The 25917-nt window shown below is 60.6% G+C and carries 20 protein-coding genes; 4 read left to right on the top strand and 16 right to left on the bottom strand.

The window, feature by feature from the left end; all coding sequences use genetic code 11:
* Positions 1 to 12: 12 nt before the first annotated feature.
* The 7 genes from IMX18_RS17610 to ihfB form a co-directional block, all read right to left on the bottom strand.
* Positions 13 to 870 (bottom strand): dTDP-4-dehydrorhamnose reductase family protein, encoded by an 858-nt coding sequence (locus IMX18_RS17610; protein ID WP_217190899.1) that lies wholly within the window; start codon positions 868 to 870, stop codon positions 13 to 15.
* Positions 871 to 908: 38 nt separating this feature from the next.
* On the bottom strand, positions 909 to 2393 hold the full coding sequence (locus IMX18_RS17615) for a lipopolysaccharide biosynthesis protein (protein ID WP_217190900.1): 1485 nt from the start codon (positions 2391 to 2393) through the stop codon (positions 909 to 911).
* Positions 2394 to 2407: 14 nt separating this feature from the next.
* Positions 2408 to 3625 carry a glycosyltransferase family 2 protein gene (locus IMX18_RS17620; protein WP_217190901.1) on the bottom strand — a complete coding sequence of 406 codons (1218 nt, stop codon included), beginning with the start codon at positions 3623 to 3625 and terminating at the stop codon, positions 2408 to 2410.
* Positions 3626 to 3728: 103 nt separating this feature from the next.
* Complete coding sequence (locus IMX18_RS17625; RefSeq protein ID WP_217190902.1) at positions 3729 to 4778, bottom strand: LPS O-antigen chain length determinant protein WzzB; 1050 nt, start codon at positions 4776 to 4778, stop codon at positions 3729 to 3731.
* Between the two features lie 248 nt (positions 4779 to 5026).
* Positions 5027 to 6457, bottom strand: coding sequence for an MBL fold metallo-hydrolase RNA specificity domain-containing protein (locus IMX18_RS17630; RefSeq protein WP_217190904.1), 1431 nt, complete (start codon positions 6455 to 6457; stop codon positions 5027 to 5029).
* A gap of 102 nt (positions 6458 to 6559) precedes the next feature.
* The gene (locus tag IMX18_RS17635) at positions 6560 to 6823 is read right to left on the bottom strand and encodes a lipopolysaccharide assembly protein LapA domain-containing protein (RefSeq protein ID WP_046615541.1); all 264 of its coding nucleotides are present in this window, start codon (positions 6821 to 6823) and stop codon (positions 6560 to 6562) included.
* Positions 6824 to 6842: 19 nt separating this feature from the next.
* Entirely contained in the window at positions 6843 to 7142 is a 300-nt protein-coding gene (ihfB, locus tag IMX18_RS17640) for an integration host factor subunit beta (RefSeq protein WP_013971456.1), read from the bottom strand.
* 492 nt (positions 7143 to 7634) lie between these two features.
* Here ihfB and IMX18_RS17645 point away from each other — a divergent pair, with 492 nt between their 5' ends.
* Positions 7635 to 8090, top strand: a complete 456-nt coding sequence (locus tag IMX18_RS17645; protein WP_217190906.1) for an REP-associated tyrosine transposase — start codon at positions 7635 to 7637, stop codon at positions 8088 to 8090.
* Positions 8091 to 8331: 241 nt separating this feature from the next.
* Here the strand turns inward: IMX18_RS17645 and rpsA are convergent, their stop codons facing one another.
* The 7 genes from rpsA to mtnA form a co-directional block, all read right to left on the bottom strand.
* Entirely contained in the window at positions 8332 to 10008 is a 1677-nt protein-coding gene (gene rpsA, locus IMX18_RS17650; RefSeq protein ID WP_003252673.1) for a 30S ribosomal protein S1, read from the bottom strand.
* Between the two features lie 124 nt (positions 10009 to 10132).
* Positions 10133 to 10819: a (d)CMP kinase gene (gene cmk / locus IMX18_RS17655; protein ID WP_003260862.1), complete on the bottom strand. Its 687-nt coding sequence runs from the start codon at positions 10817 to 10819 to the stop codon at positions 10133 to 10135.
* Complete coding sequence (locus IMX18_RS17660; RefSeq protein WP_241865838.1) at positions 10816 to 13044, bottom strand: bifunctional prephenate dehydrogenase/3-phosphoshikimate 1-carboxyvinyltransferase; 2229 nt, start codon at positions 13042 to 13044, stop codon at positions 10816 to 10818. The genes cmk and IMX18_RS17660 overlap by 4 nt, the downstream gene beginning before the upstream one ends.
* 211 nt (positions 13045 to 13255) lie before the next feature.
* Positions 13256 to 14350 (bottom strand): prephenate dehydratase, encoded by a 1095-nt coding sequence (gene pheA, locus IMX18_RS17665; RefSeq protein ID WP_013971453.1) that lies wholly within the window; start codon positions 14348 to 14350, stop codon positions 13256 to 13258.
* On the bottom strand, positions 14350 to 15435 hold the full coding sequence (gene serC, locus IMX18_RS17670) for a 3-phosphoserine/phosphohydroxythreonine transaminase (protein ID WP_015269304.1): 1086 nt from the start codon (positions 15433 to 15435) through the stop codon (positions 14350 to 14352). Before serC ends, pheA begins: the two co-directional genes overlap by 1 nt.
* Before the next feature lie 154 nt (positions 15436 to 15589).
* Positions 15590 to 18355, bottom strand: a complete 2766-nt coding sequence (gene gyrA, locus IMX18_RS17675) for a DNA gyrase subunit A (protein ID WP_015269303.1) — start codon at positions 18353 to 18355, stop codon at positions 15590 to 15592.
* A gap of 558 nt (positions 18356 to 18913) precedes the next feature.
* The gene (mtnA, locus tag IMX18_RS17680; protein WP_015269302.1) at positions 18914 to 19990 is read right to left on the bottom strand and encodes an S-methyl-5-thioribose-1-phosphate isomerase; all 1077 of its coding nucleotides are present in this window, start codon (positions 19988 to 19990) and stop codon (positions 18914 to 18916) included.
* A gap of 111 nt (positions 19991 to 20101) precedes the next feature.
* Between mtnA and ubiG the strand changes: the two genes are divergently transcribed.
* The 3 genes from ubiG to IMX18_RS17695 all read left to right on the top strand — a co-directional run bounded on the left by ubiG (position 20102) and on the right by IMX18_RS17695 (position 22307).
* Entirely contained in the window at positions 20102 to 20800 is a 699-nt protein-coding gene (gene ubiG / locus IMX18_RS17685; protein ID WP_003260863.1) for a bifunctional 2-polyprenyl-6-hydroxyphenol methylase/3-demethylubiquinol 3-O-methyltransferase UbiG, read from the top strand.
* 2 nt (positions 20801 to 20802) lie between these two features.
* Positions 20803 to 21474 carry an N-acetylmuramic acid 6-phosphate phosphatase MupP gene (mupP, locus tag IMX18_RS17690; protein ID WP_015269301.1) on the top strand — a complete coding sequence of 224 codons (672 nt, stop codon included), beginning with the start codon at positions 20803 to 20805 and terminating at the stop codon, positions 21472 to 21474.
* Positions 21475 to 21566: 92 nt separating this feature from the next.
* Complete coding sequence (locus IMX18_RS17695; RefSeq protein ID WP_015269300.1) at positions 21567 to 22307, top strand: YciK family oxidoreductase; 741 nt, start codon at positions 21567 to 21569, stop codon at positions 22305 to 22307.
* 121 nt (positions 22308 to 22428) lie between these two features.
* Here the strand turns inward: IMX18_RS17695 and IMX18_RS17700 are convergent, their stop codons facing one another.
* Both IMX18_RS17700 and IMX18_RS17705 read right to left on the bottom strand, forming a co-directional pair.
* Positions 22429 to 23214 (bottom strand): iron-containing redox enzyme family protein, encoded by a 786-nt coding sequence (locus tag IMX18_RS17700; protein ID WP_015269299.1) that lies wholly within the window; start codon positions 23212 to 23214, stop codon positions 22429 to 22431.
* Positions 23215 to 23244: 30 nt separating this feature from the next.
* Complete coding sequence (locus tag IMX18_RS17705; RefSeq protein ID WP_085721642.1) at positions 23245 to 25701, bottom strand: EAL domain-containing protein; 2457 nt, start codon at positions 25699 to 25701, stop codon at positions 23245 to 23247.
* Positions 25702 to 25917 lie beyond the last annotated feature (216 nt).

A 25917-nucleotide genomic window follows, 5' to 3' on the forward strand; every position in this document is an offset into this window, starting at 1 on the left:
CCTAAAAACTTTTTATTTAAAATCACGCATACTGGCAATCAAATCATCCCAGCTTGGCGGTACGTAACCCGTGGCCTCACGAAAACGTGAAGAGTCCAATGAGCGATCAATAACCAGCGAGTCATCCGCAGTGATACTCACGCTCTTACCATAAATTTTTGCGACCTTCTCCAACAAGGAGAACTTATTAATCGCCTCGGCGGAGACATGGTACAGCCCATTCAATTGGGCATTCGGCAACACATAGTCACCAATAATGCGACCGATTTCTACCGTGGGCAGACCCGAAAAAATTGCCCGACGGAAGCCTTTGACTGCACCTGCCTGGGATAGAAACCAGTCTATGAGCGATTTATTACTGGTCAACTCGTGACCTATAATTGACGTCCTGAGCGTAATCGCATTACTGGCGTCGCTGACTTCACCAATGTATTTTGATTTACCATAAAGGTCTTGCGCATCAGACGCGTCAGCCTCTACGTACATCCCTTTATCACCAGCATACACACAGTCAGTACTGACATGAACCAGACGCGCATCGATCAAGCTAGCCATTTTTTGCAGGCGATGTGGCAACAACGAATTGATAGGCAACACAGCGAGCGGGTCATTGGCGGTAGATAACTGCTTGATCAAGCCCGTGCAATTGATGATCACTGCAGGTCGGTGCTCATTTAATAGCGACAGCAAATCATCCTGGTTCAGCACATCCACGCCATTAAGTAAACGGCTCTGCTCAGCTGCGGAAAAATATTTGAACACGGCCGCGCTCCGCACTGTACCCCAGACATCATAACGCGGATCAGCAGCCAGATGCTTGAACACTGCGTTGCCTAACATGCCGGAAGCACCAAGCACCATTATCTTCATTATAATTCTCCCTAATTTCGATAGCCTATACTGTCACGTCATCTGAGTCCAGCAAGGTGCCTGCGAAATACTACCACCCCTACAGCGCCTATCACTGCAGAAGAAATGCATGTGACTGCGACCACAGCAAATCCAGTTGTGAACCACAGCGAACATATGAAAAACGCACAATTTGCCAAGGCCGCAGTGACCCCGCCCACTGACAGCCCTGTGCGATAAGCCTTGATTAGCCAGGGGAAGCGGCGGCAAGTGAAATACGCCGTACACATGAGCGAAAAAAAATTGTAAAGTACCCATGTATACCCCCCCCCGACGGCGCCATACTGCGATACCAACGCCGGCAAAGCCAGCAACATGAACGGCATGGCTATGACGTTGAGGCGGAAAGACAGCGATGTCCAACCGGCAGCCAACTGCAGCGCAAACGGTATGATCAGCAATGACTGCAATGCAGTCCCCATTAGCAGCCACGGCAACACTGAACTCATGCCATTTGCAATAAAGGGCTCGAACATCATGAGGAGCACGGGCTGACCAAACCAGATTACCGCGCTACAAATAATGGTCATAACCAAGACAAAGAAGACCAGCGCGGCACGAAACACTTTTTCGATTTGCTCAGACTCACCGAGTTTTAGATTTCTGGAAAATCTTGGAAATAATACTGCATTGAACGCAGTAGAAAAAATGTACGGAAAGCCCGCTACTGTCGCTGCCAAACTATAATAAGCATACTCATCCAAGCTGAGCGCGCCACTCATAAATATTTTATCACACTGCACTGTCACCACTGAGGTCAGGGAGATTAGAAACACCCCGCGACTAAATGCCAACCCGCTCGCAACATATTTTATATGAAGCCGTGCGCGCCCCAATAAAGCATGCCTGCGAAGCACCAAGAGCAACGTCAACACATAAGCCAGTTGCACAGCAACCTGAACAATGAAATACCCTTTCACACCGCTTATCAAGGGAACCTCATTTACTAGCAGCAACACCCCCAAGGTTCGCATCAACGAATAGGGAATGTATATTTTGTTGAGTGAACGCTGTAGTTCGCATCCCGTAAACACTCCCTGCAGCAGCATCACAGGAAGATTCAGTCCGATGAAAATTGCCATGCAGAACAAGCAATACAACGCTTCCTCCGGGCTTATGGCTGCTAGCTTGAGCCAATGTGTGACAATTAGCGGCGCGGCACACGCTATTGCGACAGCGGCCACCAGGCCCACTGTCGCGAATACCAGTAGGTACGTGTTTACCAGCGCATAGACTGAGCGTTGAACGCGTTGTTCTTTTTTGGCGCCTCTTATTCTCGCTAAACGTTGAATAACAGTACTGGTAAGCCCGCCCTCCAATACCATCAGCACCATTAATAGCGTTGTAAAAAAACCTACCAACCCTACCGCTTCCGCACCTAGGACATGTGCCGCCAAGGGCAGAGAAACCAGACTCGCCAATGCGTAAATCAGTTTTCCGGAAAAACTGGCAAGCAGCAGCGATGACAGATTGGGTATCTTCATTGACACGCCGTAACTCACTCAGCGCGTTGAGTAGTAGAGGTAGGTGAAGCGCAAGTCTGCGCCCCCGCCAAGCCGGCTGCAAGCCGCGCATCAAGCGCCTGCCTTGCAAGGTAGACGTCATCAACGACTGCCACGACTTCTCGGCCATTACTCGCATTTGGCTTGAGCAACCGCTTGAATCGGGTCAAGGCATATCTAGTGACAACCGTCATGAGCTCGGATGCCATTCGAACGACGCCCACTTGAGTACTGCCCTTTTCTTGGGCCGCGCGGCGTGCGGAAAATATCTCCTTGGCATAGTCACGGTGATAGAACAAGCAAAGTGCGTACAACCGCGCGAGGTTGAATTGCTTTTGCCGCGCCTCGTCATTCAAACCTTCTAACGTCGCCCAGGCCGCATGCGCCCATACCGTCTCGACGCTAAAAAACATCGGCAATTCAGCCGGCCATTGTAGATCGGTGAAAGGCTTCATGTGAGGGTCGCTTTTCAGATCACCTTTATGTTTACCCATTGCACTGCGGCCACTGTTACTCCCCCCCCCTCCACCCGGCATTGTGAAAGGAAAGTCAATCAACGTGTAGCTTCTACCGATAATCGCCAGCGACACGGATGCCGACATATCCGGGCTTGTCCCGTAGAAAACCCGGCCGCTGCGCGCACGCAATTCATCCAGCAGGGTCCGCTTAACAAGGCCATGGTAGAGCTTGGGCAGTGCATCCGTGCCCTGACACGCTTGATGCAAAGCTTCATCCAGACGCGTACTGACATCGTGCTTGACGCAATTACCGGCAAAACTTTCCAGATAGATACGACCGGCATGTGCAGCGCCATAGAATTTAGTTCTAAAGTCAGGCCAGTAGTAAAACGCCTTCACCTGCGGCGTCAGCATTTCGATATTGTGGGACTCTGCGTAGTCGGCCGCTTCAATAATTTTTTCCGAGACAGTGTCGTCATCGCCAATCAGGCAAATATATTTACCCTCAGCCAGAGCAATAGCCCGCTCATGATTTTCAGTCATGGACAGCCGGCTTTTCCAGTGGACGTAAATCAGCCGAGGATCGTCCTGAGTCGCCGCCCAAACAGCCAACTCACATCCGTCAGTGCTGGTATCATGCACAACCACCTGAAGTCGATCACTTTGTATCTCCAGCAAGCTTTTTACGCAGGGTATCGCATACTTGGAGCGGTTATGGGTTGGCACTACCACAGTGACTAAATATTGCTCACTCATTTTGCATCAAGACCTTTAAATTGTGATAAGCGATGTAGCCCCATCCAGACTGACCGGCAGACCTCATGGCACCGCAACAGTCAACTTAACCGCAGCTTGTCATTTAGTTGAGCGTACGCGCCTGCCGGTAGTGCCATGCTTCACGGACAAGCGCGATGAACAAGCCAGCAAATAGGCCAAATAGTACACCCAAGATCACCAATAAAACTTTCCGTGGCTTGATCGGCCTACCTGGCGTTTCTACAATACCATCCTGCCTATAAACAGCAAACTCACCTGAAACCTTATTGAAGGTCCGATAAAATGACACTTTCTCTTCTCGTTCGCGGAGCCCATCAACGAACGGATCATCAGACGAACGCGTTTGCAGGTTTTGAATTTCCGACTCCAGCGCCTTACTACCGCGCATGTACATCAAAGAGCCCGTCATGCCAGCCGAAACTTCACCCGTTAGCGTACTGGAAATAATCGGTGGCTTTTCCAGATCAATCGACTTGGCAATTTTCAGAGCCTCTACCAACTGTGCGATCCGATCCTGACGCTCAAGCTTGGCACTGGCCCGGGCAGCATCAATGGATTGCTGAATATTAGCAGCTTCAACTTTAAAATCTGAAGCCACACGCTCAGTCAATTCCTTTTTGGTTTGCTCGCCCGCCAATTCGGCGTAGCGCTCGGCCCAGTCAGCAGCCAACTGCGGATCCTCGGCCAACACCGTTACTGACGCACGCGCGTCCGGCTCGCTTACAACCACGATAAACTGACTACTGAATTTGGCGTAAAGCCCGACGGGCGGCTTTTCGCGCAAGTCTTCCCTTAAACTCGGCAAATAGACACGCTGATAAAACAGCTGACGCAAGGCATCAGACTGCAGGTTTCGCTTATAATCATCGTTTACTTCTTTGGCTGAAATCGGCGCCAATAGCCCAACCCCACCTCGTCCAAAATTCAACTGGTTAATATCGCTTTCCAGCGGCGCTTGAAGCAGGACCTTAGCTTGGTAAATTGGCGTTATTACCATCGCATAGATCGCAAAGAGCGCCGTCAGTACAACTGTGACCCCCAGCACCAGCCAGCGCTGCCGCCACACCCCTTCGAGCAAATCAAAAATGTCAAATTCACGCTCTTGAACCAGGCGCCCACGATCATTGCGCATTTCTTTTAGTTTTCCTTGATTCCGACCATCTGAACGCTCTTTGGTATACCAAAAACAGCAACCGTTTTTAGCACTCCTACGGCACAGTATAGAAAATCGAGGGCAGCAGCAAATCGACACACGCACGCTCAGGCCGACACCTGCCTACCAGCAGCACAGAGTACATCATCAGCACTCATCCGACTTGAGATGAGGACAAAAACGATTAGTTCCCAAGCCGATGAAAAACGCTCAGATCAGCACGTCGATCAAGCAATGTTTACAGTCACCGAGCGCCCGATTTTTAAGCCGTGACCTATTAGCGCAAGCCTCAACGCAGCTTTCGCACTGGCTTCCCCATGCACCAATTGCACGCTCACAGCCGACTGTGTACCACCTAAAGCGAATCGGATCAGCCCTGCTTGGTCCGCATGCCCCGAATACCCGCTCAACGTCATCACCTTCAGCCGCACCTCATACATTTTCCCATCCAAATCAATCTGCACAAACCCTTCCGCCCCTTCACTCGCCTGTATCACCGCGCCCGGCGTCCCCTTGGCCTGGTAACCGACAAACATCACCTCATGTCGCGGATCCCCCAGCATGGCCTTCAGGTAATTGACGATGCGCCCACCCGAGCACATGCCATTGCCGGCAATCACGATCGCCGGCCGCCCGGTGCTCTTCAGGTAATTGACCACCTGCTGGTGGCGGGCGTGGGTGTCCACGCTGATCAGCTGGCTGAAACCCAACGGGTCGCGCCCTTCGGCAAGGCGCGACCGGGCCTCGGCATTCCAGTAGTCGTGCAGTTCCCGATATACACCGGTAATGCGCTGGGCCAGGGGTGAGTCGAGGATGATGGGCAACTGCGACCAGTCGAGGGGGTCGCCATCAGGGGCCGGGCCGGCCTTGTTCAGCAAGGCCTTGCGATGAAGAATGCTTTCGAGCTCGTACAGCAACTCCTGGGTGCGGCCGAGGCTGAAAGCCGGAATGAGCAGCGTGCCCTGGTCAGCCAAGGCGCGGTCGATGGCCGCTTCCAGTCGCTGCTGACGGTCACCTGCAGGCGGGTGCAGGCGGTCGCCGTAGGTGCTTTCCAGTACCAGTACATCTGCCCGTTCCGGGGGTTGCACTGGGCGCAGCAAGGGGTTGCCACAGGCGCCGAGGTCGCCGGAGAACACGTAGCGGGTGCTGGCGTTCGCGCGCTGCACATCGCATTCGACATAGGCCGAACCCAGCAGATGCCCGGCGCGCTGCAGGCGAACTTGGCAGTTGAGCCCTGGTTGCTCGACCAGGGTGTGCCACTGCTCGAAAGGCAGAGGCACGATCAGGTCGCGGATGAACTCGAGGTACCTTGCCACCTGGGCGGGCTCGCTGCTGATGCTCAGCTTGTAGGCATCCTCCAGCACCAGTGGCAGCAGCCGGGCGGACGGCTCGCTGCACAGGATGGGGCCACGGTAGCCGGCAGCCAGCAGTGCCGGGATGCGGCCAACGTGGTCGAGATGCACATGGGTGATGACCAGGGCCTGGATGCCGTGCACATCGAAACCGAGCGGCGCCGATGCTGCGCCTGGCGCTGCCTCGGCGCCCTGCTCCAGGCCGCAGTCGATCAGCAGGCTGGTGGACAGGTCGAGGTGCAGTTGATGGCAGGAGCCAGTGACGCCACGGGTGCCACCATGATGGGAAAGGACGGGATATTCCATGCTGCGCACACTCGCCTGGGCCGAAAATGAAGTGCGTTATTACTCCATGACGGCCGGCGCAGGCATAGCCGGGACTTTCCCAAACGGATGTAGGAAATACCCTCAGTTACCGCTCAATGCTGCCTGGCGGGCCGAAGCCTTGATCTTGCGCTTGCTGCGCTGCACGCCGTAGGCACCCAGCAATGGCCCGACTGCCAGGCCAATGACCAGGGCGGCCAGAACCAGCACGGCGACAGGCATGGCCGGGGCGGCCCAACCGAACAGAACCAACGAGACGGTTTGCTGGTTCTCCAGCACGAAGAACAGCACCACAGCCGCCAACAGCAGCACGAACACCGCCGCCAGGGCGCGCTTGAGGTTACGCATCAGATTGCTCCTTGTGGAATCAGGTGTGGGCCTCATGCTCTTCTTCATTGACCCGGTCGCGCAACTCTTTGCCGGGCTTGAAGTGCGGCACGAACTTGCCTTCGAGGCTGACCGACTGGCCGGTCTTCGGGTTGCGGCCAACGCGAGGGGCGCGATAGTGCAGCGAGAAGCTGCCAAAACCGCGAATCTCGATGCGATCGCCGGTGGCAAGGCATTGTGACATCTGCTCAAGCATGGTCTTGATGGCAAGCTCCACGTCCTTGGACGAGAGCAGCCCCTGATGGGTGACAATACGTTCGATCAGCTCCGACTTCGTCATATTTTTCCCTTCGTTATCAAGCAGCTAGATCATTGCTTAACCAGTTTGTAGCACGCTGGGAGGGATTTGAACAGGGTGGTTCTTGACTTAATAAAAAAATTCAAGATTGAAGTTTTACTGGAATGGTCTAGCTGGCGGGGGCTGGAGGCGTGCGGCCAGGGGGTGCGGTGACGCGGAGATCGAACGCCGCCCGCGCGGCGCATCGCGAGCTGCGCTCGCTCCTACGTTTGATTCGGACCAGTCATTCCCGGGGGATTGCGCGCAAACGCCTTGGCGCATGTCTCGATATCGCGTGGAACAAACCAGGCGTTACCGGCCCGAGGCAAACGTAGGAGCGAGCGCAGCTCGCGATGCGCCGCGCGCGCGACGCTCGACCTACCACACACCACAAACCTCGCGCCATCCACTTACATGCTGCAACCCTAATCCCCACCCGCATCCGCCCAACGCAACTACGCTACGACCATACGCCCGTGCTCAAGGATGAACACAATGCTCAAACCCCACGGCCACCGGCTTCGCCATGCACGATGCTCGGTACCAGGCAGGCTTTACCTGCTGACAACCGTTACCCATCAACGCCGACCTTTGTTTCAAAACTTCCACTATGCCCGCCTGGCTATCCACAACATGCGCCACGCAGAACAGATACAGCACTGTCATTCTCTAGCGTGGGTAGTGATGCCAGACCACGTGCATTGGATGCTCGAATTGAAAAACACGACGCTTGGCACACTGATGCAACGGTTCAAGTGCCAGTCCAGCAGAGCATTGCACAAGGCCGGAGCGAAGGCGTCGCCGATCTGGCAAGCAGGTTATTACGACAGGGCCTTGCGCCGGGACGAGGATATTATCAAGGTAGCCAGATATATCGTGGCCAATCCGATTCGGGCGGGGCTGGTTAACAGGGCCGGCGATTACCCGCATTGGGATGCGGTTTGGCTTTGAGGGAGGGGTGGCGGCAGAGCGGGAGGGTTTGACGGTGGAGTGTCTGCTCCTGTCAATCGAGCGTCGCCCGCGCGACGCATCGCGAGCTGCGCTCGCTCCTACGTTTGTTTCGGGCCAGTCGCGCGGGCAGCGCTCGATCTGCCAGACGCCACATAACCCACGACGAACAACACAAATCTGAATCCACGCCAAAAAAAAGGGCGACCCGAGGGTCGCCCTTTTTTTACCGATCAAACAGAACTCAGTTCTGCTTGGCCATTGCTTCGCGCAGCAGCGCAGCCATGGTGGTGTCGGCAGCCGCTTCCGGAGCGTTTTTCAGGCTCTGGATGGCTTCGCGCTCTTCAGCGTCGTCTTTCGATTTGATCGACAGGCTGATAACGCGAGACTTGCGGTCAACGCTGATGATCTTGGCTTCGATCTCTTCGCCTTCCTTCAGGACGTTACGCGCGTCTTCAACGCGGTCACGGCTGATTTCGGAAGCTTTCAGAGTAGCTTCGATGTCGTCGGCCAAGGTGACGATGGCGCCTTTGGCGTCAACTTCTTTCACGATGCCCTTGACGATAGCGCCCTTGTCATTGACAGCAACGAAGTTGGAGAACGGATCGTCTTCCAGCTGCTTGATGCCCAGGGAGATGCGCTCGCGCTCTGGGTCAACCGACAGGATGACGGTTTCCAGCTCGTCGCCCTTCTTGAAACGACGTACGGCTTCTTCGCCGGTTTCGTTCCAGGAGATGTCGGACAGGTGAACCAGGCCGTCGATGCCGCCGTCCAGACCAATGAAGATACCGAAGTCGGTGATCGACTTGATGGTACCGGTGATCTTGTCACCCTTGTTGAACTGGCCGGAGAAGTCTTCCCATGGGTTGGACTTGCACTGCTTGATGCCCAGGGAGATACGACGACGCTCTTCGTCGATGTCCAGAACCATGACTTCCACTTCGTCGCCAACCTGAACGACTTTCGACGGGTGGATGTTCTTGTTGGTCCAGTCCATTTCGGAAACGTGTACCAGACCTTCAACGCCTTCTTCCAGCTCAGCGAAGCAGCCGTAGTCGGTCAGGTTGGTAACGCGAGCCTGTACGCGAGTACCTTCTGGGTAACGGGCAGTGATAGCTACCCACGGATCTTCGCCCATCTGCTTCAGACCCAGCGAAACGCGGTTGCGCTCGCGGTCGAACTTCAGAACGCGTACGTCGACTTCGTCGCCAACGTTAACGATTTCCGATGGGTGCTTGATGCGCTTCCAGGCCATGTCGGTGATGTGCAGCAGGCCGTCGATACCGCCCAGGTCCACGAAGGCGCCGTAGTCGGTGAGGTTCTTGACGATACCCTTGACCTGTTGGCCTTCCTGCAGGGTTTCCAGCAGGGCTTCGCGCTCGGCGCTGTTCTCGGCTTCCAGCACGCTGCGACGGGAAACGACAACGTTGTTGCGCTTCTGGTCCAGCTTGATGACCTTGAATTCCAGCTCTTTGCCTTCCAGGTGGGTGGTGTCGCGCACTGGGCGGACATCAACCAGGGAGCCCGGCAGGAACGCACGGATGCCGTTAACGTCGACAGTGAAGCCGCCCTTAACCTTACCGTTGATAACGCCCTTGACCACTTCTTCGGCGGCGAAAGCTGCTTCCAGAACAATCCAGCACTCGGCGCGCTTGGCTTTTTCACGGGACAGCTTGGTTTCGCCAAAGCCGTCTTCGACCGCGTCCAGCGCAACGTGAACTTCGTCACCGACCTTGATGGTCAGCTCGCCAGCTTCGTTGTAGAACTGCTCGAGCGGGATGACGCCCTCGGACTTCAGGCCAGCGTGTACGGTAACCCAGTCGCCGTCGATGTCGACAACGATACCGGTGATGATGGCACCCGGCTGAAGATTGAGGGTTTTCAGGCTTTCTTCAAAGAGTTCTGCAAAGCTTTCGCTCATTTTAATTCCTGTAGATTCGGGCGAAACAGACGCCCATAGCCACATTCCAGACAATGTGGGTTTGTTTTAAGTAAAGGAAAACCTGCAGGACGTTGACTGGTGCCCCTGCTTGCTTTCCTGGCTATCAGAGAAGGTCGCGCAGTGCGATCTCGCTCCTGATACGTTGCAACACCTGCTCGATGGACAACTCGGTAGAGTCCAACTGAATGGCATCGACCGCTGGCTTCAGCGGGGCCACTGCACGTTGGGTGTCGCGCTCATCACGCGCACGAATCTCATCCAGCAGACTCGACAGACTAACATCTTCACCCTTGCCCTTCAACTGCAGGTAGCGGCGACGCGCCCGCTCCTCCGCGCTGGCGGTGAGGAAGACTTTCAACGGCGCGTCCGGGAACACCACGGTGCCCATGTCGCGGCCGTCGGCTATCAGGCCAGGCGCCTCGCGGAATTCGCGCTGGCGCACCAGCAGTGCATCCCGCACGGCCGGCAGCGAAGCAACCATCGAGGCACCGGCACCGACGGTCTCGGTGCGGATGACGTTGCTGACGTCCTCGCCCTCGAGGATGATCTGTTGCAGCTTACCGGGCTCGGCGGCGATGAACTGCACATCCAGATGGGCGGCAAGCTTGGTCAGCAGCTCTTCGTTGGTCAGGTCGACGCCATGGTTGCTGGCGTTGAACGCCAGCAGACGGTACAGCGCGCCAGAGTCCAGCAACCTCCAGCCCAGTTCGCGAGCCAGCAGCCCGGCGACCGTGCCCTTGCCCGAACCGCTTGGCCCGTCGATGGTGATGACCGGCGCCAGGGCACTCACGACTTGCCCTCTTCGGCCACGCGGATGCCCACTTCGGCCACGCGGATGCCCACTTCGGCGCACAGCGCCAGGAAGTTGGGGAACGATGTGGCAACGTTGGCGCAGTCATGGATGCGGATCGGCGCGCTGGCGCGCAGCGAGGCCACACTGAAGGCCATGGCGATACGGTGGTCACCGTGACCATGCACTTCGCCGCCGCCCAACTGGCCGCCGTCGATGATGATGCCGTCCGGGGTCGGCTCGCACTTGATGCCAAGGGTGATCAGGCCGTCGGCCATGACCTGGATACGGTCGGATTCCTTCACCCGCAACTCTTCGGCACCACGCAGCACGGTACGCCCTTCGGCGCAGGCAGCGGCGACGAACAGCACCGGGAACTCGTCGATGGCCAGTGGCACCAGCTCTTCAGGGATGTCGATACCCTTCAGCTTGGCGCCGCGCACACGCAGGTCGGCCACCGGTTCGCCGCCGACTTCACGCTGGTTTTCCAGGGTGATGTCGCCGCCCATCAGGCGCAGGATGTCGATCACGCCGGTACGGGTCGGGTTGATGCCAACGTGCTCCAGCACCAGCTCGGAGCCTTCGGCGATGGACGCTGCTACCAGGAAGAACGCCGCCGAGGAGATGTCGGCCGGCACTTCGATACGGGTAGCAGTGAGCTTGCCGCCGGACTGCAGCGAGGCCACCGGGCCGTTGCTTTCGACGCTGTAGCCAAAGCCGCGCAGCATGCGCTCGGTGTGGTCACGGGTTGGTGCAGGCTCGGTGACGGTGGTCTTGCCTTCGGCGTACAGGCCGGCCAGCAGCAGGCAGGATTTGACCTGGGCACTGGCCATCGGCAGCGTGTAGGTCAGCGCCTTGAGCTTGTGGCCACCACGGATGGTCAGCGGCGGGCGGCCTTCAGGGCCAGTCTCGACCACGGCACCCATTTCGCGCAGCGGGTTGGCCACGCGGTTCATCGGGCGCTTGGACAGCGAAGCGTCGCCGGTCATGGTCACGTCGAACGGCTGGCCGGCCAGCAGGCCCGAAAGCAGGCGCATCGAGGTACCCGAGTTGCCCACATACAGCGGCCCGGGTGGTGGCTTGAGGCCGTGCAGGCCGACACCGTGAATGGTCACGCGACCGTGGTTCGGGCCTTCGATGACCACACCCATGTCACGGAATGCCTGCAGGGTCGCCAGCGCGTCCTCACCTTCGAGGAAGCCTTCGACCTCGGTGGTGCCTTCGGCCAGCGAGCCGAGCATGATCGAGCGGTGGGAAATCGACTTGTCGCCCGGTACGCGGATTCGCCCGGACAGGCGGCCACCCGGTTGGGCCAGGAAAATCAGATCGTTGGCGTTCATAGCGTCCACATAGGCCCGGCGGGCCAGGATTTTACTGAAATGCTCGCGGGCAACGCGTGCGCGGGTGAATACACCCAGCAGCTGGTGCCCGTCCCCTTCAGCGATCGCGTCGCGCAAGGCGTCGAGATCGCTGCGATATGTATCAAGCGTGCGCAGGACAGCGTCGCGGTTGGCGAGAAAGATGTCGTGCCACATGGTCGGGTCGCTGCCAGCGATTCTCGTGAAATCGCGGAAGCCTCCCGCAGCGTACCGGAAGATTTCGAGGTTTTCATTGCGCTTGGCCAGTGAATCGACCAGGCCGAAGGCCAGCAGATGCGGCAGGTGGCTGGTGGCGGCAAGCACTTCGTCGTGGCGTTCGACCGACATGTGCTCCACATCGGCATCCAGCGCGCGCCACAAGCGGTCGACCAGGGCCAGGGCGGCCGGGTCGGTTTCACCCAGCGGCGTGAGGATGACCTTGTGTCGGCGGAACAGGGCAGCATTGGAGGCCTCTACCCCGCTCTGCTCGGAGCCGGCGATGGGGTGGCCGGGGACGAAGCGCGGCAAGCGCTCCCCAAAGACGGCCCGCGCCTCACGCACGACGTTGCCCTTGGCGCTGCCGACGTCGGTGATGACGGCAGCGCCAAGGTCGAGCTTGGCCAGGCGGGCCAGGACTTTTTCCATGGCCAGGATCGGCACGGCCAACTGGATGACATCGGCACCGACACAGGCGGCGGCAAGGTCTTCTTCGCAGCGATCGACCACGCCCAGGGCCACGGCCTGCTTGCGGGAGGGGGCGTCCAGGTCGACACCGACCACTTCGCGGCACAGGCCGCTTTCACGCAGGCCCTTGGCGAACGAGCCACCGATCAGGCCGAGGCCGACCACGACCAGGCGGTTGATGATTGGCGCGGGTTTGGTTGTTACTGCTTTTACCACTGGTGCGAACCCTGTTCAGAAATCTAGACAGCCTGTGAGGGCCATTGGGGCTGCCTTGCAGCCCATCGCGACACAAGGCCGCTCCTACAGGGGCCAGTACAGTTTCGAGGCCTGCACAATACCTGTAGGAGCGGCCTCGTGTCGCGATGGGCCGCACAGCGGCCCCGGCAATCTTCGATCAAAGCACCGCCTTCGGATACGAGCCCAGCACCTTCAGCGCCACAGCCTCCTGGCTGATCTGCTCGAGCACCGCCTTGATCAGCGGGTCGCGGTGGTGGCCGACGAAGTCGATGAAGAACACGTAGGTCCACTTGCCGCTACGCGACGGGCGGGTCTCGATGCGAGTCAGGTCGATGCCGTTCTGGTGGAACGGTACCAGCAGCTCGTGCAAGGCACCCGGCTTGTTGCTCATCGAAACGATGATCGAGGTCTTGTCGTCGCCGGTCGGCGGCACTTCCTGGTTACCGATCATCAGGAAGCGCGTGGAGTTGTCCGGGCGGTCTTCGATCTTCTCGGCCAGGCGAGTCAACCCGTACAGGTTGGCCGCCATGTCGCCGGCGATCGCCGCCGAATTCCACTCGCCCTTGACCCGCTTGGCGGCCTCGGCATTGCTCGACACGGCCACGCGCTCCACGTTCGGGTAGTGCGCGTCCAGCCACTTGCGGCACTGGGCCAACGACTGGGCGTGGGAGTAGATGCGGGTGATGCTGTCGGTCTTGGTGTTCTCGCCCACCAGCAGGTGGTGGTGGATGCGCAGCTCGACCTCGCCGCAAATCACCATGTCGTGCTCGAGGAAGCTGTCCAGGGTGTGGCTGACCGCGCCTTCGGTGGAGTTTTCCACCGGCACCACGCCGAAGTTGACGGCACCGGCCGCCACTTCGCGGAACACTTCGTCGATGGCCGCCATCGGCCGGCTGATCACCGCGTGGCCGAAGTGCTTCATGGCCGCAGCCTGGGTGAAGGTGCCTTCAGGGCCGAGGTAGGCGATTTTCAGCGGCTCTTCCAGGGCCAGGCACGACGACATGATTTCGCGGAACAGCCGCGCCATCTCTTCGTTGTCCAGCGGCCCCTTGTTGCGCTCCATCACGCGCTTGAGCACGGCGGCTTCACGCTCGGGGCGGTAAAACACCGGTTTTTCGCCTTCCGCCAGCGAGGCGGTCTTGACCTTGGCCACTTCCTGGGCGCACCGGGCGCGCTCGCTGATCAGCTCGAGGATCTTCTCGTCGAGGCTGTCGATGCGAACGCGCAACGCCTTCAGTTCGTGCTCGGACATCAGCCGTGCTCCTTCTCGAATTCGGCCATGTAGGCCACCAGAGCTTCGACCGCTTCAAGGCCCAGGGCGTTGTAGATGGAGGCGCGCATGCCGCCTACCGAACGGTGGCCCTTGAGGTTGAGCAGGCCACGGGCATCGGCGCCGGCGAGGAAGGCCTTGTCCAGGCGCTCGTCAGCCAGGCGGAACGGCACGTTCATCCACGAACGGGCGTTGTGGCTGATCGGGTTGGTGTAGAACTCGCTGCTGTCGATGAAGCCGTACAGGCGGTCTTTCTTGGCGCGGTTGCGCTGTTCCATGGCATCGACACCACCCTGCTCTTTCAGCCACTCGAACACCAGGCCCGAGAGGTACCAGGAGTAGGTGGCCGGGGTGTTGTACATCGAGCCGTTGTCGGCCGATACCTTGTAGTCGAGCATGGTCGGGCAGCTGCTGCGGGCGCGGCCCAGCAGGTCTTCGCGCACGATCACCACCACCAGGCCGCTCGGGCCGATGTTCTTCTGCGCGCCGGCGTAGATCAGGCCGTACTGCGACACATCTATCGGGCGCGAGAGGATGTCGGACGACATGTCGACCACCAGTGGCACGTCACCGGTTTCCGGCACCCAGTCGAACTGCAGGCCACCAATGGTCTCGTTGGACGCATAGTGCACGTAGGCAGCGTTCTTGGTCAGCTTCCACTCGTTCTGGCCCGGAATGGCCAGGTAGTCGTAAGGCTTGGCGCTGGCGGCGACGTTGACGTTGCCGAAGCGGCGCCCTTCCTCGATGGCCTTTTTCGACCAGATGCCGGTCTCGATGTAGTCGGCGGTGCCGTTTTCCGGCAGCAGGTTCAGCGGGATTTCGGCGAACTGCTGGCTGGCGCCGCCCTGCAGGAACAGCACCTTGTAGTTGGAGGGGACGGACAGCAGGTCACGCAGGTCCTGCTCGGCCTTTTCGGCGATGGCCACGTAATCGTCGCTACGATGGCTCATTTCCATCACCGACAAGCCCTTGCCACGCCAATCCAGCATCTCGGCCTGGGCGCGCTGCAGAACAGCGTCAGGAAGCGCGGCAGGGCCTGCGCAGAAGTTAAAGGCTCGTTTGCTCACATCCACTCTCGCTCTGCCAAATGGTACAAATTCGTTTCTTGCAGGCCTCGCATCGCTCTTGTAGGAGCAGCCTGCCCCTTCAGGGCCTGCCATTGCCTGCTGTAATCAGTCAAACGGGGCGACCTTGGTCGCCCCGTTCGGGTTTTACGCTTGCTTACTCCTGCGGGGCCTCTTCGGCACCAGCAGCTTCTTCGTTGTCTGGCACTTCGGCCTCGACACCCTCTTCGTCCGCCTCGATCCCATCATCGAGTTCGTCCTCGGAAGGCTCCTGGATACGCTCCAGGCCCACCAGTGTCTCGTCGGCAGCCAGCTTGATCAAGGTCACGCCCTGAGTGTTGCGGCCCAGGCTGGACACCTCGCCAACGCGGGTACGCACCAGCGTGCCCTGGTCGGAGATCAGCATGATCTCCTCACCTTCCTGCACCTGGATGGCACCGATCAGCAGACCGTTGCGCCCCTTGGTGCCCATGGCGATCACACCCTGGCCACCACGGCCGCGACGCGGGAACTTGGACAGCGGAGTGCGCTTGCCGAAGCCACGCTCGGAGGCGGTGAGGATCTGCGCGCCGGATTCCGGGATCAGCATGGAAATGATCTGCTGGCCCTTGCCCAGCTTCATGCCGCGCACGCCACGGGCGTTACGGCCCATCTCGCGCACCACGCTTTCAGCGAAGCGGATCACCTTGCCGGCGTCGGAGAACATCATGACCTCCTTGGCACCATCGGTGATGGCCGCGGCGATCAGGGTGTCACCTTCCTTCAGCTTCAGGGCGATCAGGCCGTTGGAGCGCGGACGGGCGAACTGCACCAGCGGGGTCTTCTTCACGGTACCCGAAGCGGTGGCCATGAAGATGTAGGCGCCGGTCGGCTCGGCCACCCATTCAGGGGTGTCTCCGTCTTCCTCGTCCACTTCCTCGGCCTCGACCACTTCGCCTTCGAGCACGGTGTCTTCCGCGTCCTCCAGCTCTTCGTCGGCGTCAGCGTTCTGCTGCAGGGCCTCGAGGTCGATCTGCAGCATGGCGGTGATGCGCTCACCTTCCTCCAGCGGCAACAGGTTGACCAGCGGGCGGCCTCGGGCGGCGCGGGACGCTTCAGGGATGTCGTAGGTCTTCAGCCAGTACACCTTGCCCTTGCTGGAGAACAGCAGCAGGGTGGCATGGCTGTTGGCAACCAGCAGGTGCTCGACGTAGTCCTCGTCCTTCACCCCGGTAGCCGACTTGCCTTTGCCGCCACGGCGCTGGGCCTGGTAGGCGGACAGCGGCTGGGTCTTGGCGTAGCCGCCGTGGGAGATGGTCACCACACGCTCTTCTTCCGGGATCATGTCGCCGTAGTTGAGGTCGTGGCGCGCATCGAGGATTTCGGTACGACGGGCATCGCCATATTCGGCGCGGATGGCTTCCAGCTCTTCGCGGATCACTTCCATCAGGCGCTCGGCGCTGCTGAGGATGCGGATCAGTTCGCCGATCTGCTCGAGGATTTCCTGATACTCGGCCAGCAGCTTCTCGTGCTCCAGGCCGGTCAGGCGGTGCAGGCGCAGGTCGAGAATGGCCTGGGCCTGTTCCGGCGACAGGTAGTACTTGCCTTCACGCAGGCCGTACTGCTCCGGCAGGTCCTCGGGGCGGCAGGAATCGGCGCCGGCGCGCTCGACCATGACCTGCACGGCACTGGATTCCCAGGCAGTGGAGACCAGGGCTTCCTTGGCTTCGGACGGGGTCGGCGAGGCCTTGATCAGGGCGATGACCGGGTCGATGTTGGACAGCGCGACCGCCTGGCCTTCAAGGATATGGCCGCGTTCGCGGGCCTTGCGCAGCTCGAACACGGTACGACGGGTCACCACTTCACGACGGTGACGCACGAACGCTTCGAGCAGGTCCTTGAGGTTGAGCAGGCGCGGACGCCCGTCGACCAGGGCCACCACGTTGATGCCGAATACGCTCTGCAGCTGGGTTTGCTGGTAGAGGTTGTTGAGCACCACCTCCGGCACCTCGCCGCGACGCAGCTCGATGACGATGCGCATGCCGTCCTTGTCGGACTCGTCGCGCAGCTCGGTGATGCCTTCGATCTTCTTCTCTTTGACCAGCTCGGCGATCTTCTCGATCAGGCGAGCCTTGTTCAGCTGGTACGGCAGCTCGGTAACCACGATCTGCTGGCGGCCACCGACCTTGTCGATGTCTTCGATCTCGGAGCGGGCGCGCATGTAGATGCGACCACGGCCGGTACGATAGGCCTCGATGATGCCCTGGCGGCCGTTGATCAGGCCGGCAGTCGGGAAGTCCGGGCCAGGGATGTGCTGCATCAGCTCATCGATGGTGACTTCGGGGTTGTCGATGAGTGCCAGGCAGCCATCGATGACCTCGCCGAGGTTGTGCGGCGGGATGTTGGTCGCCATGCCCACGGCAATACCGCTGGAACCGTTGACCAGCAGGTTGGGAATACGGGTCGGCATGACCGCCGGGATCTGCTCGGTGCCGTCGTAGTTGGGCACCCAGTCGACGGTTTCCTTGTGCAGGTCGGCCAGCAGCTCGTGGGCCAGCTTGGCCATGCGCACTTCGGTGTATCGCATGGCTGCGGCGTTGTCGCCGTCCACCGAACCGAAGTTGCCCTGGCCGTCGACCAGCAGGTAGCGCAGCGAGAACGGCTGGGCCATACGCACGATGGTGTCGTAGACCGCGATGTCGCCGTGCGGGTGGTACTTACCGATCACGTCACCGACCACACGGGCGGATTTCTTGTACGGCTTGTTCCAGTCGTTGCCCAGTTCGCTCATCGCATAGAGAACGCGACGATGCACGGGCTTCAAGCCGTCACGCGCATCGGGCAGCGCTCGCCCGACAATCACGCTCATCGCGTAGTCGAGGTAAGACTGTCTCAGTTCGTCTTCGATATTGACCGGGAGGATTTCTTTGGCCAGTTCGCCCATGAGAAGCCTGATTCCTTTTTCTGGTGAAACTTCGCAGCTCCATCAAGGGCCGAACGAAGCTCGCCGCCGCAGCGCATAAGGGTGCGACGACTTACGACAAATCAATGAGTTGTGCCATGGATCTGCGCAATGAAGGCCGCCGTGGTGGGCGGTCTTGGAAACTGCCGGATGTTATCACAAAGGCAGGAGCGGTGGGGAGATGTGGCACAAGGGTGCCTGCCGTGAAATTTGTGGTGCCTGGGAGATCGAGCGCCGCCCGCGCGGCGCTTCGCGGGGCAAGTCGGATCGCCGCACCGCCGCTCCCACATTTGTTGCAACGTACCGAACCTGACAGGTCATGGTTGCCAGCCTTGGTGGGCTGGCTGGATTTCTGAGTTGGCATTGCTGCCGCATCACCTGTCTCAAGCCATGCACCTAGGCTGACAACGCCTCTCCCACAGGCATGGCCACGTTGAAACAAATGTGGGAGCGGCGGTGCGGCGATCCGACTTGCCCCGCGAAGCGCCGCGCGGGCGGCGCTCGATCTCACAGGCGCCACATCTCTACCGCCTTACACCCTCAGTGCAGCCGCTTGCGGCAGATCAATTGCGCCAGCTTGGTGGCATCCGGCCGCTCGACGATGCCGCGCTCGGTCACGATCACGTCGATCAGGTCGGCAGGGGTCACGTCGAATACCGGGTTGAACACCTCGACATCCGGCGCCACGCGGGTGCCGCCAATGTCCAGCAACTCGTCGGCAGCGCGCTCTTCCAGCGGGATGTCCTCGCCCGTGGCCAGGTTCAGGTCGATGCTGGTGCTCGGCGCCACCACCATGAAACGTACGCCGTGGTGCATGGCGCTGACCGCCAGCTGGTAGGTGCCGATCTTGCTGGCCACGTCGCCGTTGGCGGCGATGCAGTCCGCGCCCACCACCACCCAGGTGATGCCCTTGCTTTTCATCAGGTGGGCCAGCGCCGAGTCGGCGCACAGGGTCACCGGGATGCCTTCGTTGGCCAGCTCCCAGGCAGTCAGGCGCGAACCATGCAGCCAAGGGCGGGTCTCGCCGGCGTATACACGCTCGACCATGCCCTCCAGGTAACCGGCACGGATCACCCCCAGCGCGGTACCGAAACCACCACAGGCCAGAGCACCGGCGTTGCCATAGGTGAGCAGGATCTGGGCGTTGCCCTGGTGGCGGCGGATCAGCTCGATACCGTGCTGGGCCATGGTCAGGTTGGCCTCGCGATCGCTCTCGTGGATGGCCACCGCCTCGGCCTCCAGTGCCGCCAGCACGTCTTCCTCCGGACGCAGGCGCTGCAGGCGCTCACGCATGCGGTTCAGCGCCCAGAACAGGTTGGCGGCGGTAGGGCGCGCTTCAGCCAGGACAAGGAAGTCTTCCTCCAGGTCCATTTCCCAGTCGCCGCCCTCGGCCAGCCGCTCTTCCAGGGCCAGCACCAGGCCATAGGCCGCGGCAATGCCGATGGCCGAGGCGCCGCGCACGGCCATGTCGCGGATCGCCGCTGCTACCTGCGCGACATTGTCGCAGGCCAGCCAGCACTCTTCCGACGGCAGCAGGCGCTGGTCGAGCAGGTGCAGGACGCCGCCCTGCCAGCGGATCCCGGTCACCTTCTCCGCCGCCAAAAGTCGCTCGCGCATCGCCTCTCCCCGTCGTTCGGATATCAAAAGCCGGCGATTATAGCGACCCTCGGGGCCGAGCGCTCGGGTATACTCCGGCGCAATTTTGCGAAGTTTCAGAGGACTGTTCTAATGAGCAACGTCGACCGCGCCGAAATCGCCAAGTTCGAAGCGCTGGCCCACCGCTGGTGGGACCGCGAAAGCGAGTTCAAGCCGCTGCACGAAATCAACCCGCTGCGCGTCAACTGGATCGACGAGCGCGTCAGCCTCGCCGGCAAGAAGGTGCTGGACGTGGGTTGCGGCGGCGGCATCCTCAGCGAGGCGATGGCCCTGCGCGGCGCCACGGTCACCGGCATCGACATGGGCGAGGCGCCACTGGCGGTGGCCCAGTTGCACCAGCTGGAGTCGGGCGTGCAGGTGGAATACCGGCAGATCACCGCCGAAGCCCTGGCCGAGGAAATGCCCGAACAGTTCGACGTGGTCACCTGCCTGGAAATGCTCGAGCACGTGCCCGACCCGTCTTCGGTCATCCGCGCCTGCTACCGCATGGTCAAGCCTGGCGGCCAGGTGTTCTTCTCCACCATCAACCGCAACCCCAAGGCCTACCTGCTGGCCATCGTCGGCGCCGAGTACATCCTGAAGATGCTGCCGCGCGGCACCCACGACTTCAAGAAGTTCATCCGCCCGTCCGAGCTGGGCGCCTGGAGCCGCGTTGCCGGCCTGCAGGTGAAAGACATCATCGGCCTGACCTACAACCCACTGACCAAGCACTACAAGCTCAGCAGCGACGTCGACGTCAACTACATGGTCCAGACCCTGCGCGAGGAATAAACATGAGTTTGCGAGCAGTACTCTTCGACATGGACGGCACCTTGCTCGACACGGCGCCGGACTTCATCGCCATCTGCCAGGCCATGCTCGCCGAGCGCGGCCTGCCGGCCGTCGATGACAAGCTGATCCGCGACGTGATCTCCGGCGGCGCCCGGGCGATGGTCGCCGCAACCTTCGCCATCAGCCCGGAGGCCGAGGGCTTCGAAGCCCTGCGCCTTGAGTTCCTCGAGCGCTACCAGCGTGACTGCGCGGTGCACAGCAAGCTGTTCGACGGCATGGCCGAGCTGTTGGCCGACATCGAGAAAGGCAACCTGCTGTGGGGTGTGGTCACCAACAAGCCGGTGCGCTTCGCCGAGCCGATCATGCAGCAACTGGGCCTGGCCGAGCGTTCGGCGCTGCTCATCTGCCCGGACCACGTCAAGAACAGCAAGCCCGACCCCGAGCCGCTGATCCTCGCCTGCAAGACCCTCGGCCTGGACCCGGCCAGCGTACTGTTCGTCGGCGACGACCTGCGCGACATCGAGTCTGGCCGCGACGCCGGCACTCGCACGGCAGCGGTGCGCTACGGCTATATTCATCCAGAGGACAACCCCAACAACTGGGGCGCCGATGTGGTGGTGGACCACCCGCTGGAACTGCGCAAGGTGATCGACAGCGCGCTGTGCGGCTGCTGAACCCCGTCTAGACCGCGGCACAGCCCCTGTGGGAGCGGGTTCACCCGCTCCCACAGGGGCTGTGCCGCGCCAACGAACTCGAAGGACCTACCATGTTCGACTACACCGCCCGTCCCGACCTGCTGCAAGGCCGGGTCATCCTGGTTACCGGTGCCGGCCGCGGCATCGGCGCCGCTGCCGCCAAGGCCTACGCGGCGCTGGGCGCTACCGTGCTGCTGCTGGGCAAGACCGAGGCCAACCTCAACGAGGTCTACGACCAGATCGAAGCCGCCGGGCACCCGCAACCGGTGGTGATCCCGTTCAATCTGGAAACCGCCCTGCCCCACCAGTACGACGAACTGGCGGTAATGATCGAAGACCAGTTCGGCCGCCTCGACGGCCTGCTGAACAACGCTTCGATCATCGGCCCGCGTACGCCGCTGGAGCAGCTGTCGGGTGACAACTTCATGCGCGTGATGCACATCAACGTCAATGCCACCTTCATGCTCACCAGCACCCTGCTGCCGCTGCTGAAGCTGTCGGAAGACGCTTCGGTGGTGTTCACCAGCAGCAGCGTCGGGCGCAAGGGCCGGGCCTACTGGGGCGCCTATGGCGTGTCCAAGTTCGCCACCGAGGGCCTGATGCAAACCCTGGCCGATGAACTGGAAGGCGTGGCACCAGTGCGCTCCAACAGCATCAACCCCGGTGCCACGCGCACGGCGATGCGGGCACAAGCCTACCCTAGCGAAAACCCGCAGAACAACCCGCTGCCGGAAGAGATCATGCCGGTATACCTGTACCTGATGGGGCCGGACAGCAAAGGGGTGAATGGGCAGGCGTTCAACGCCCAGTAAGGCTTGGAATTGCCGGGGCTGCTTTGCAGCCCATCGCGGCACAAGGCCGCTCCTACATGGGTATGCGATCCCCTGTAGGAGCGGCCTTGTGTCGCGATGGGCCGCATGGCGGCCCCCGGGCCTACCCCGCTGCCAACACCGGGCGCATGCGCCCTTGCTGGCGCCCTTCCAGCTGCATGCACCGTTCCAGGAACAGGTACATGCAGTCGTAGCTCTTGCAAATCGCCTTGCGCAGTTCATTGCGCAGCCCCAGGGTCGGGTTCTCGCCAGCCAGCGTACAGATGATCTCCAGCGCCTCCCACGGGTGCGCGTCGTCATACTGGGCATGCATCTTCAGCCACTTCATCGCCCGCTTGCGCTGGTCCTCCGGGAAGCCCAGCGCATAGGTGTCGGTGGAGCACACCACCGCCGACCATTCACCGGTCGCACCTTCGATGGCGTAGTTGGTCGCCGCCATGGAAATGGCCAGGTTCTCGGTGGCGCACACGCGCCAGCACCAGTCGTTCAGGCCGTTCAGTTCAGGCGGCACTTCCTGGGCCTGCAGCTCGTGCAGGTGCACGCCATGCGCCTGGCACCAGTTCACCCAATAGTCGGCGTGGTTGAGCTCGACACGGATGTTGCGCATCAGCCAGCGCCGCGCCATGTCTTCGCCCTGGTGCCGGCCATAGCGGGTCTTGGTCAGGTTGTGGGCCATGTACAGCGAGAACTGCTCCACCACCGGCCAGCCACCGATCAGGTACTGGCGAATGGTCGATTGCTTCAACTGGCCATCGCGCAGGCGCGCGTAGAACTCATGCTCGACTACCCGGCGCTTGCTCTCGCGGCAGTCTTCAATCAGTTGCTGGGCCCATTGGGGGTAGCTGGCGGGATCCATCAAAGGCCCGATACGAACGAATGCGTCAATCACTTTCAGCTCCTTGATCCTTGTGATTTCTAGCTAGCGAAACGTGCCAGGTGCCCGCTGCAACAGAGGCCGGGCGGCGATCCGTTGGCGCTGCAGACTGTCACAGGTGAACACCTGAGGGCGTTCGATGAGGTAGCCCTGGGCATAATCCACGCCAATTTCCTGCAAGGCCTGCTCGATCAAGGGTGTTTCGACGAATTCGGCAATGGTGCGCTTGCCCATTACGTGACCGATGTGGTTGATGACCTCGACCATGGCCCGGTTGACCGGGTCGTCGAGCATGTCCTTGACGAAACTCCCGTCGATCTTCAGGTAATCCACGGGCAAATGCTTGAGATAGGCGAACGACGACATGCCGGCGCAGAAATCGTCGAGCGAGAAGCGACAACCCAGCCCCTTCAACTCGTTGATGAAACGGATGGCGCTGCCAAGGTTGGCTATGGCGCTGGTTTCGGTGATTTCGAAACAGATCATCCGTGGCGGAATGGCGTATTCGACGAACAGGCGTTGCAAGTATTCGAGGAACTTGTCATCGCCAATGCTCGACCCCGACAGGTTGATCGCGCAGATCGACAGCGGCCCCTCGCGCCCTTCGTCCAGGCACTGGCGGATGACCAGAAACACATTGCGCACCACCCAGCGGTCCAGCGCGGTCATCAGGCCGTAGCGCTCGGCCGCCGGGATGAAACTGCTGGGCAGGATGGTACGCCCGCTTTCGTCGTGCAGGCGCAGCAGGATCTCGATATGGCCGGGGCCTTCGAAGGTTTTCAGCGGGGCGATTTCCTGGGCGTACAGGCAGAAGCGGTTTTCTTCCAGGGCCACGTGCAAGCGCTGGATCCAGGCCATTTCACCAAAGCGCATGGACAGCTCGCTGTCGTCGGCATGGTACACCTGCACGCGGTTGCGGCCCTTTTCCTTGGCCATGTAGCAAGCCATGTCGGCGGCGCGCAGCGAGGTTTCGAGGGTGCCGGGGGACTGGGCCATGTGCACCAGGCCGACACTGACGGTGGTGACGAACGGCCGCCCTTTCCACACGAAATGCAGGCTCTGCACCAGCTGGCGCAGCTGCTCGGCAATGCGCTCGGCCTGGTCGGGCGGGCAGTTTTCCAGCAGCACGCCGAATTCGTCACCACCCAGCCGGGCCAGGGTATCGCCCTCGCGCAGGCCGGACTGCAGCACGGCGCAGATGTGCCGCAGAAGCTCGTCGCCGGCGGCATGCCCGCAGGTATCGTTGACCAGCTTGAACTGGTCGAGGTCCAGGAACATCAGCGAATGCCGCCCGGCCTGGCGCGCCAGGTCATTGAGCGCCTGCTCCAGGCGGTATTCGAACTCGCGGCGGTTGGCCAGGCCGGTCAGGGCGTCATGGGTCGCCTGCCAGGACAGGTTGGCGATGTACTGGCGCTCCTGGGTCATGTCGTGCAGCACCAGCACGATACCGCTGACCTGGCCGTCATTGACGATCGGCGAGCCGACCAGGTTGACCGACACAGTACTGCCGTCCAGGCGCTGGATCAGCCGGGCATGCTCGGCGCCACCCTTGAGGCTGCCGCTGAGCACCTGCTCGACCAGGCTGCGGCCGTCTTCCTCGGCCTGCTCGTCCACCAGGCTGAACAGCGCCGACAACGGCAGGCCCTGGGCTTGGCCGGCCTGCCAGTGGGTCAGTTGTTCGGCGGCCGGGTTCATGTAGCCGATACTGCCCTCCACATCAGTGGTAATCACCGCATCACCAATGGCCTGCAGGGTAATCTGCGCCCGCTCCTTTTCTTCTTGCAGGGCGCTGGCAAAGGCCTGACGCTGGGCCAGCAGCTTGCTGGAGCGGCGCCAGGCAATGGCAATCAGGAACATCGCGGTCAGCAGGTTGGTGATAAGCAGCACCCGCAGCAGCATGCGCGAGCCTTCGCCCAAGGCATCGCTGAACGCCTTGGCGGCCGGGGTTACCCCTTCGTTGATGGTGACGATGCGCGCCTTCCAGTCGCTTATTGTGCGGGCGTCGACCGAGCCAGCGGCGAAGCTGCTGCGCATTTCCACGGCCAGCATATCCAGCTTGCCCAGGTAGTCGTCGCCGATGTCCCAGTAGTCGATGGCCGTCTGCATGTAGCTTACGTTACGAAAGTTACGGTAGAACCAGATGATCCGCTCGACATCGTCGGGGTGGTTACCGCCTTGCAGCACGGCCTGGCGTGCGGCATCCAGGTCGGGGCTGGGCTGGTCCATCACTTCGCGCAGTTGGTGGTCGCCCTGGGGCACGGTGATGGCCTGGCGATAGCGCTGATAGGTGCTGTCGTCGCGGGTTTCGGCGTACAGGTTGAGGTAGTAGATGGCGTCTTTCTGCGCCTTGGACCACAGGCTTTCGCCCGCGACGTAGGCACGCACGGCCGAGAGCGTATAAAGGCTCAGGCTGCCCAAGGCTACCTGGAAGACCACAACGGCGATGAAGGGCCAGGTGATGCCGAGCAACTTTGGCGCTTCTAGAGTGCGATGTCCCTTCATGGAGTCCCTGTCACAGAGCAGATAAGGCGCAAATCAACCCAGACAAAGCACAGCGTAGGCCATTTGCCATCCTCGCGGTTGGGTTTTTTATGACAGGAAACCCGGGGGTTTTCGCACGGCCTTCCCGGCCCTATCGCCGGCAAGCCAGCTCCCACAGGTACCCCACAACGCTCAGGCCTGTGGTAATCCTGTGGGAGCTGGCTTGCCGGCGATAGG

This window comes from Pseudomonas shirazica (genome assembly GCF_015168335.1).
Taxonomy (GTDB): domain Bacteria; phylum Pseudomonadota; class Gammaproteobacteria; order Pseudomonadales; family Pseudomonadaceae; genus Aquipseudomonas; species Aquipseudomonas asiatica.

What these genes read in the sequence shown, in the direction of transcription:
- IMX18_RS17610 (WP_217190899.1), bottom strand. Translation starts at nt 870, where the DNA reads ATGAAGATAATGGTGCTTGGTGCTTCCGGCATGTTAGGCAACGCAGTG.
- IMX18_RS17615 (WP_217190900.1), bottom strand. Translation starts at nt 2,393, where the DNA reads ATGAAGATACCCAATCTGTCATCGCTGCTGCTTGCCAGTTTTTCCGGA.
- IMX18_RS17620 (WP_217190901.1), bottom strand. Translation starts at nt 3,625, where the DNA reads ATGAGTGAGCAATATTTAGTCACTGTGGTAGTGCCAACCCATAACCGC.
- IMX18_RS17625 (WP_217190902.1), bottom strand. Translation starts at nt 4,778, where the DNA reads ATGCGCAATGATCGTGGGCGCCTGGTTCAAGAGCGTGAATTTGACATT.
- IMX18_RS17630 (WP_217190904.1), bottom strand. Translation starts at nt 6,457, where the DNA reads ATGGAATATCCCGTCCTTTCCCATCATGGTGGCACCCGTGGCGTCACT.
- IMX18_RS17635 (WP_046615541.1), bottom strand. Translation starts at nt 6,823, where the DNA reads ATGCGTAACCTCAAGCGCGCCCTGGCGGCGGTGTTCGTGCTGCTGTTG.
- ihfB (WP_013971456.1), bottom strand. Translation starts at nt 7,142, where the DNA reads ATGACGAAGTCGGAGCTGATCGAACGTATTGTCACCCATCAGGGGCTG.
- IMX18_RS17645 (WP_217190906.1), top strand. Translation starts at nt 7,635, where the DNA reads ATGCTCAAACCCCACGGCCACCGGCTTCGCCATGCACGATGCTCGGTA.
- rpsA (WP_003252673.1), bottom strand. Translation starts at nt 10,008, where the DNA reads ATGAGCGAAAGCTTTGCAGAACTCTTTGAAGAAAGCCTGAAAACCCTC.
- pheA (WP_013971453.1), bottom strand. Translation starts at nt 14,350, where the DNA reads ATGTCCGAGCACGAACTGAAGGCGTTGCGCGTTCGCATCGACAGCCTC.
- gyrA (WP_015269303.1), bottom strand. Translation starts at nt 18,355, where the DNA reads ATGGGCGAACTGGCCAAAGAAATCCTCCCGGTCAATATCGAAGACGAA.
- mtnA (WP_015269302.1), bottom strand. Translation starts at nt 19,990, where the DNA reads ATGCGCGAGCGACTTTTGGCGGCGGAGAAGGTGACCGGGATCCGCTGG.
- ubiG (WP_003260863.1), top strand. Translation starts at nt 20,102, where the DNA reads ATGAGCAACGTCGACCGCGCCGAAATCGCCAAGTTCGAAGCGCTGGCC.
- mupP (WP_015269301.1), top strand. Translation starts at nt 20,803, where the DNA reads ATGAGTTTGCGAGCAGTACTCTTCGACATGGACGGCACCTTGCTCGAC.
- IMX18_RS17695 (WP_015269300.1), top strand. Translation starts at nt 21,567, where the DNA reads ATGTTCGACTACACCGCCCGTCCCGACCTGCTGCAAGGCCGGGTCATC.
- IMX18_RS17705 (WP_085721642.1), bottom strand. Translation starts at nt 25,701, where the DNA reads ATGAAGGGACATCGCACTCTAGAAGCGCCAAAGTTGCTCGGCATCACC.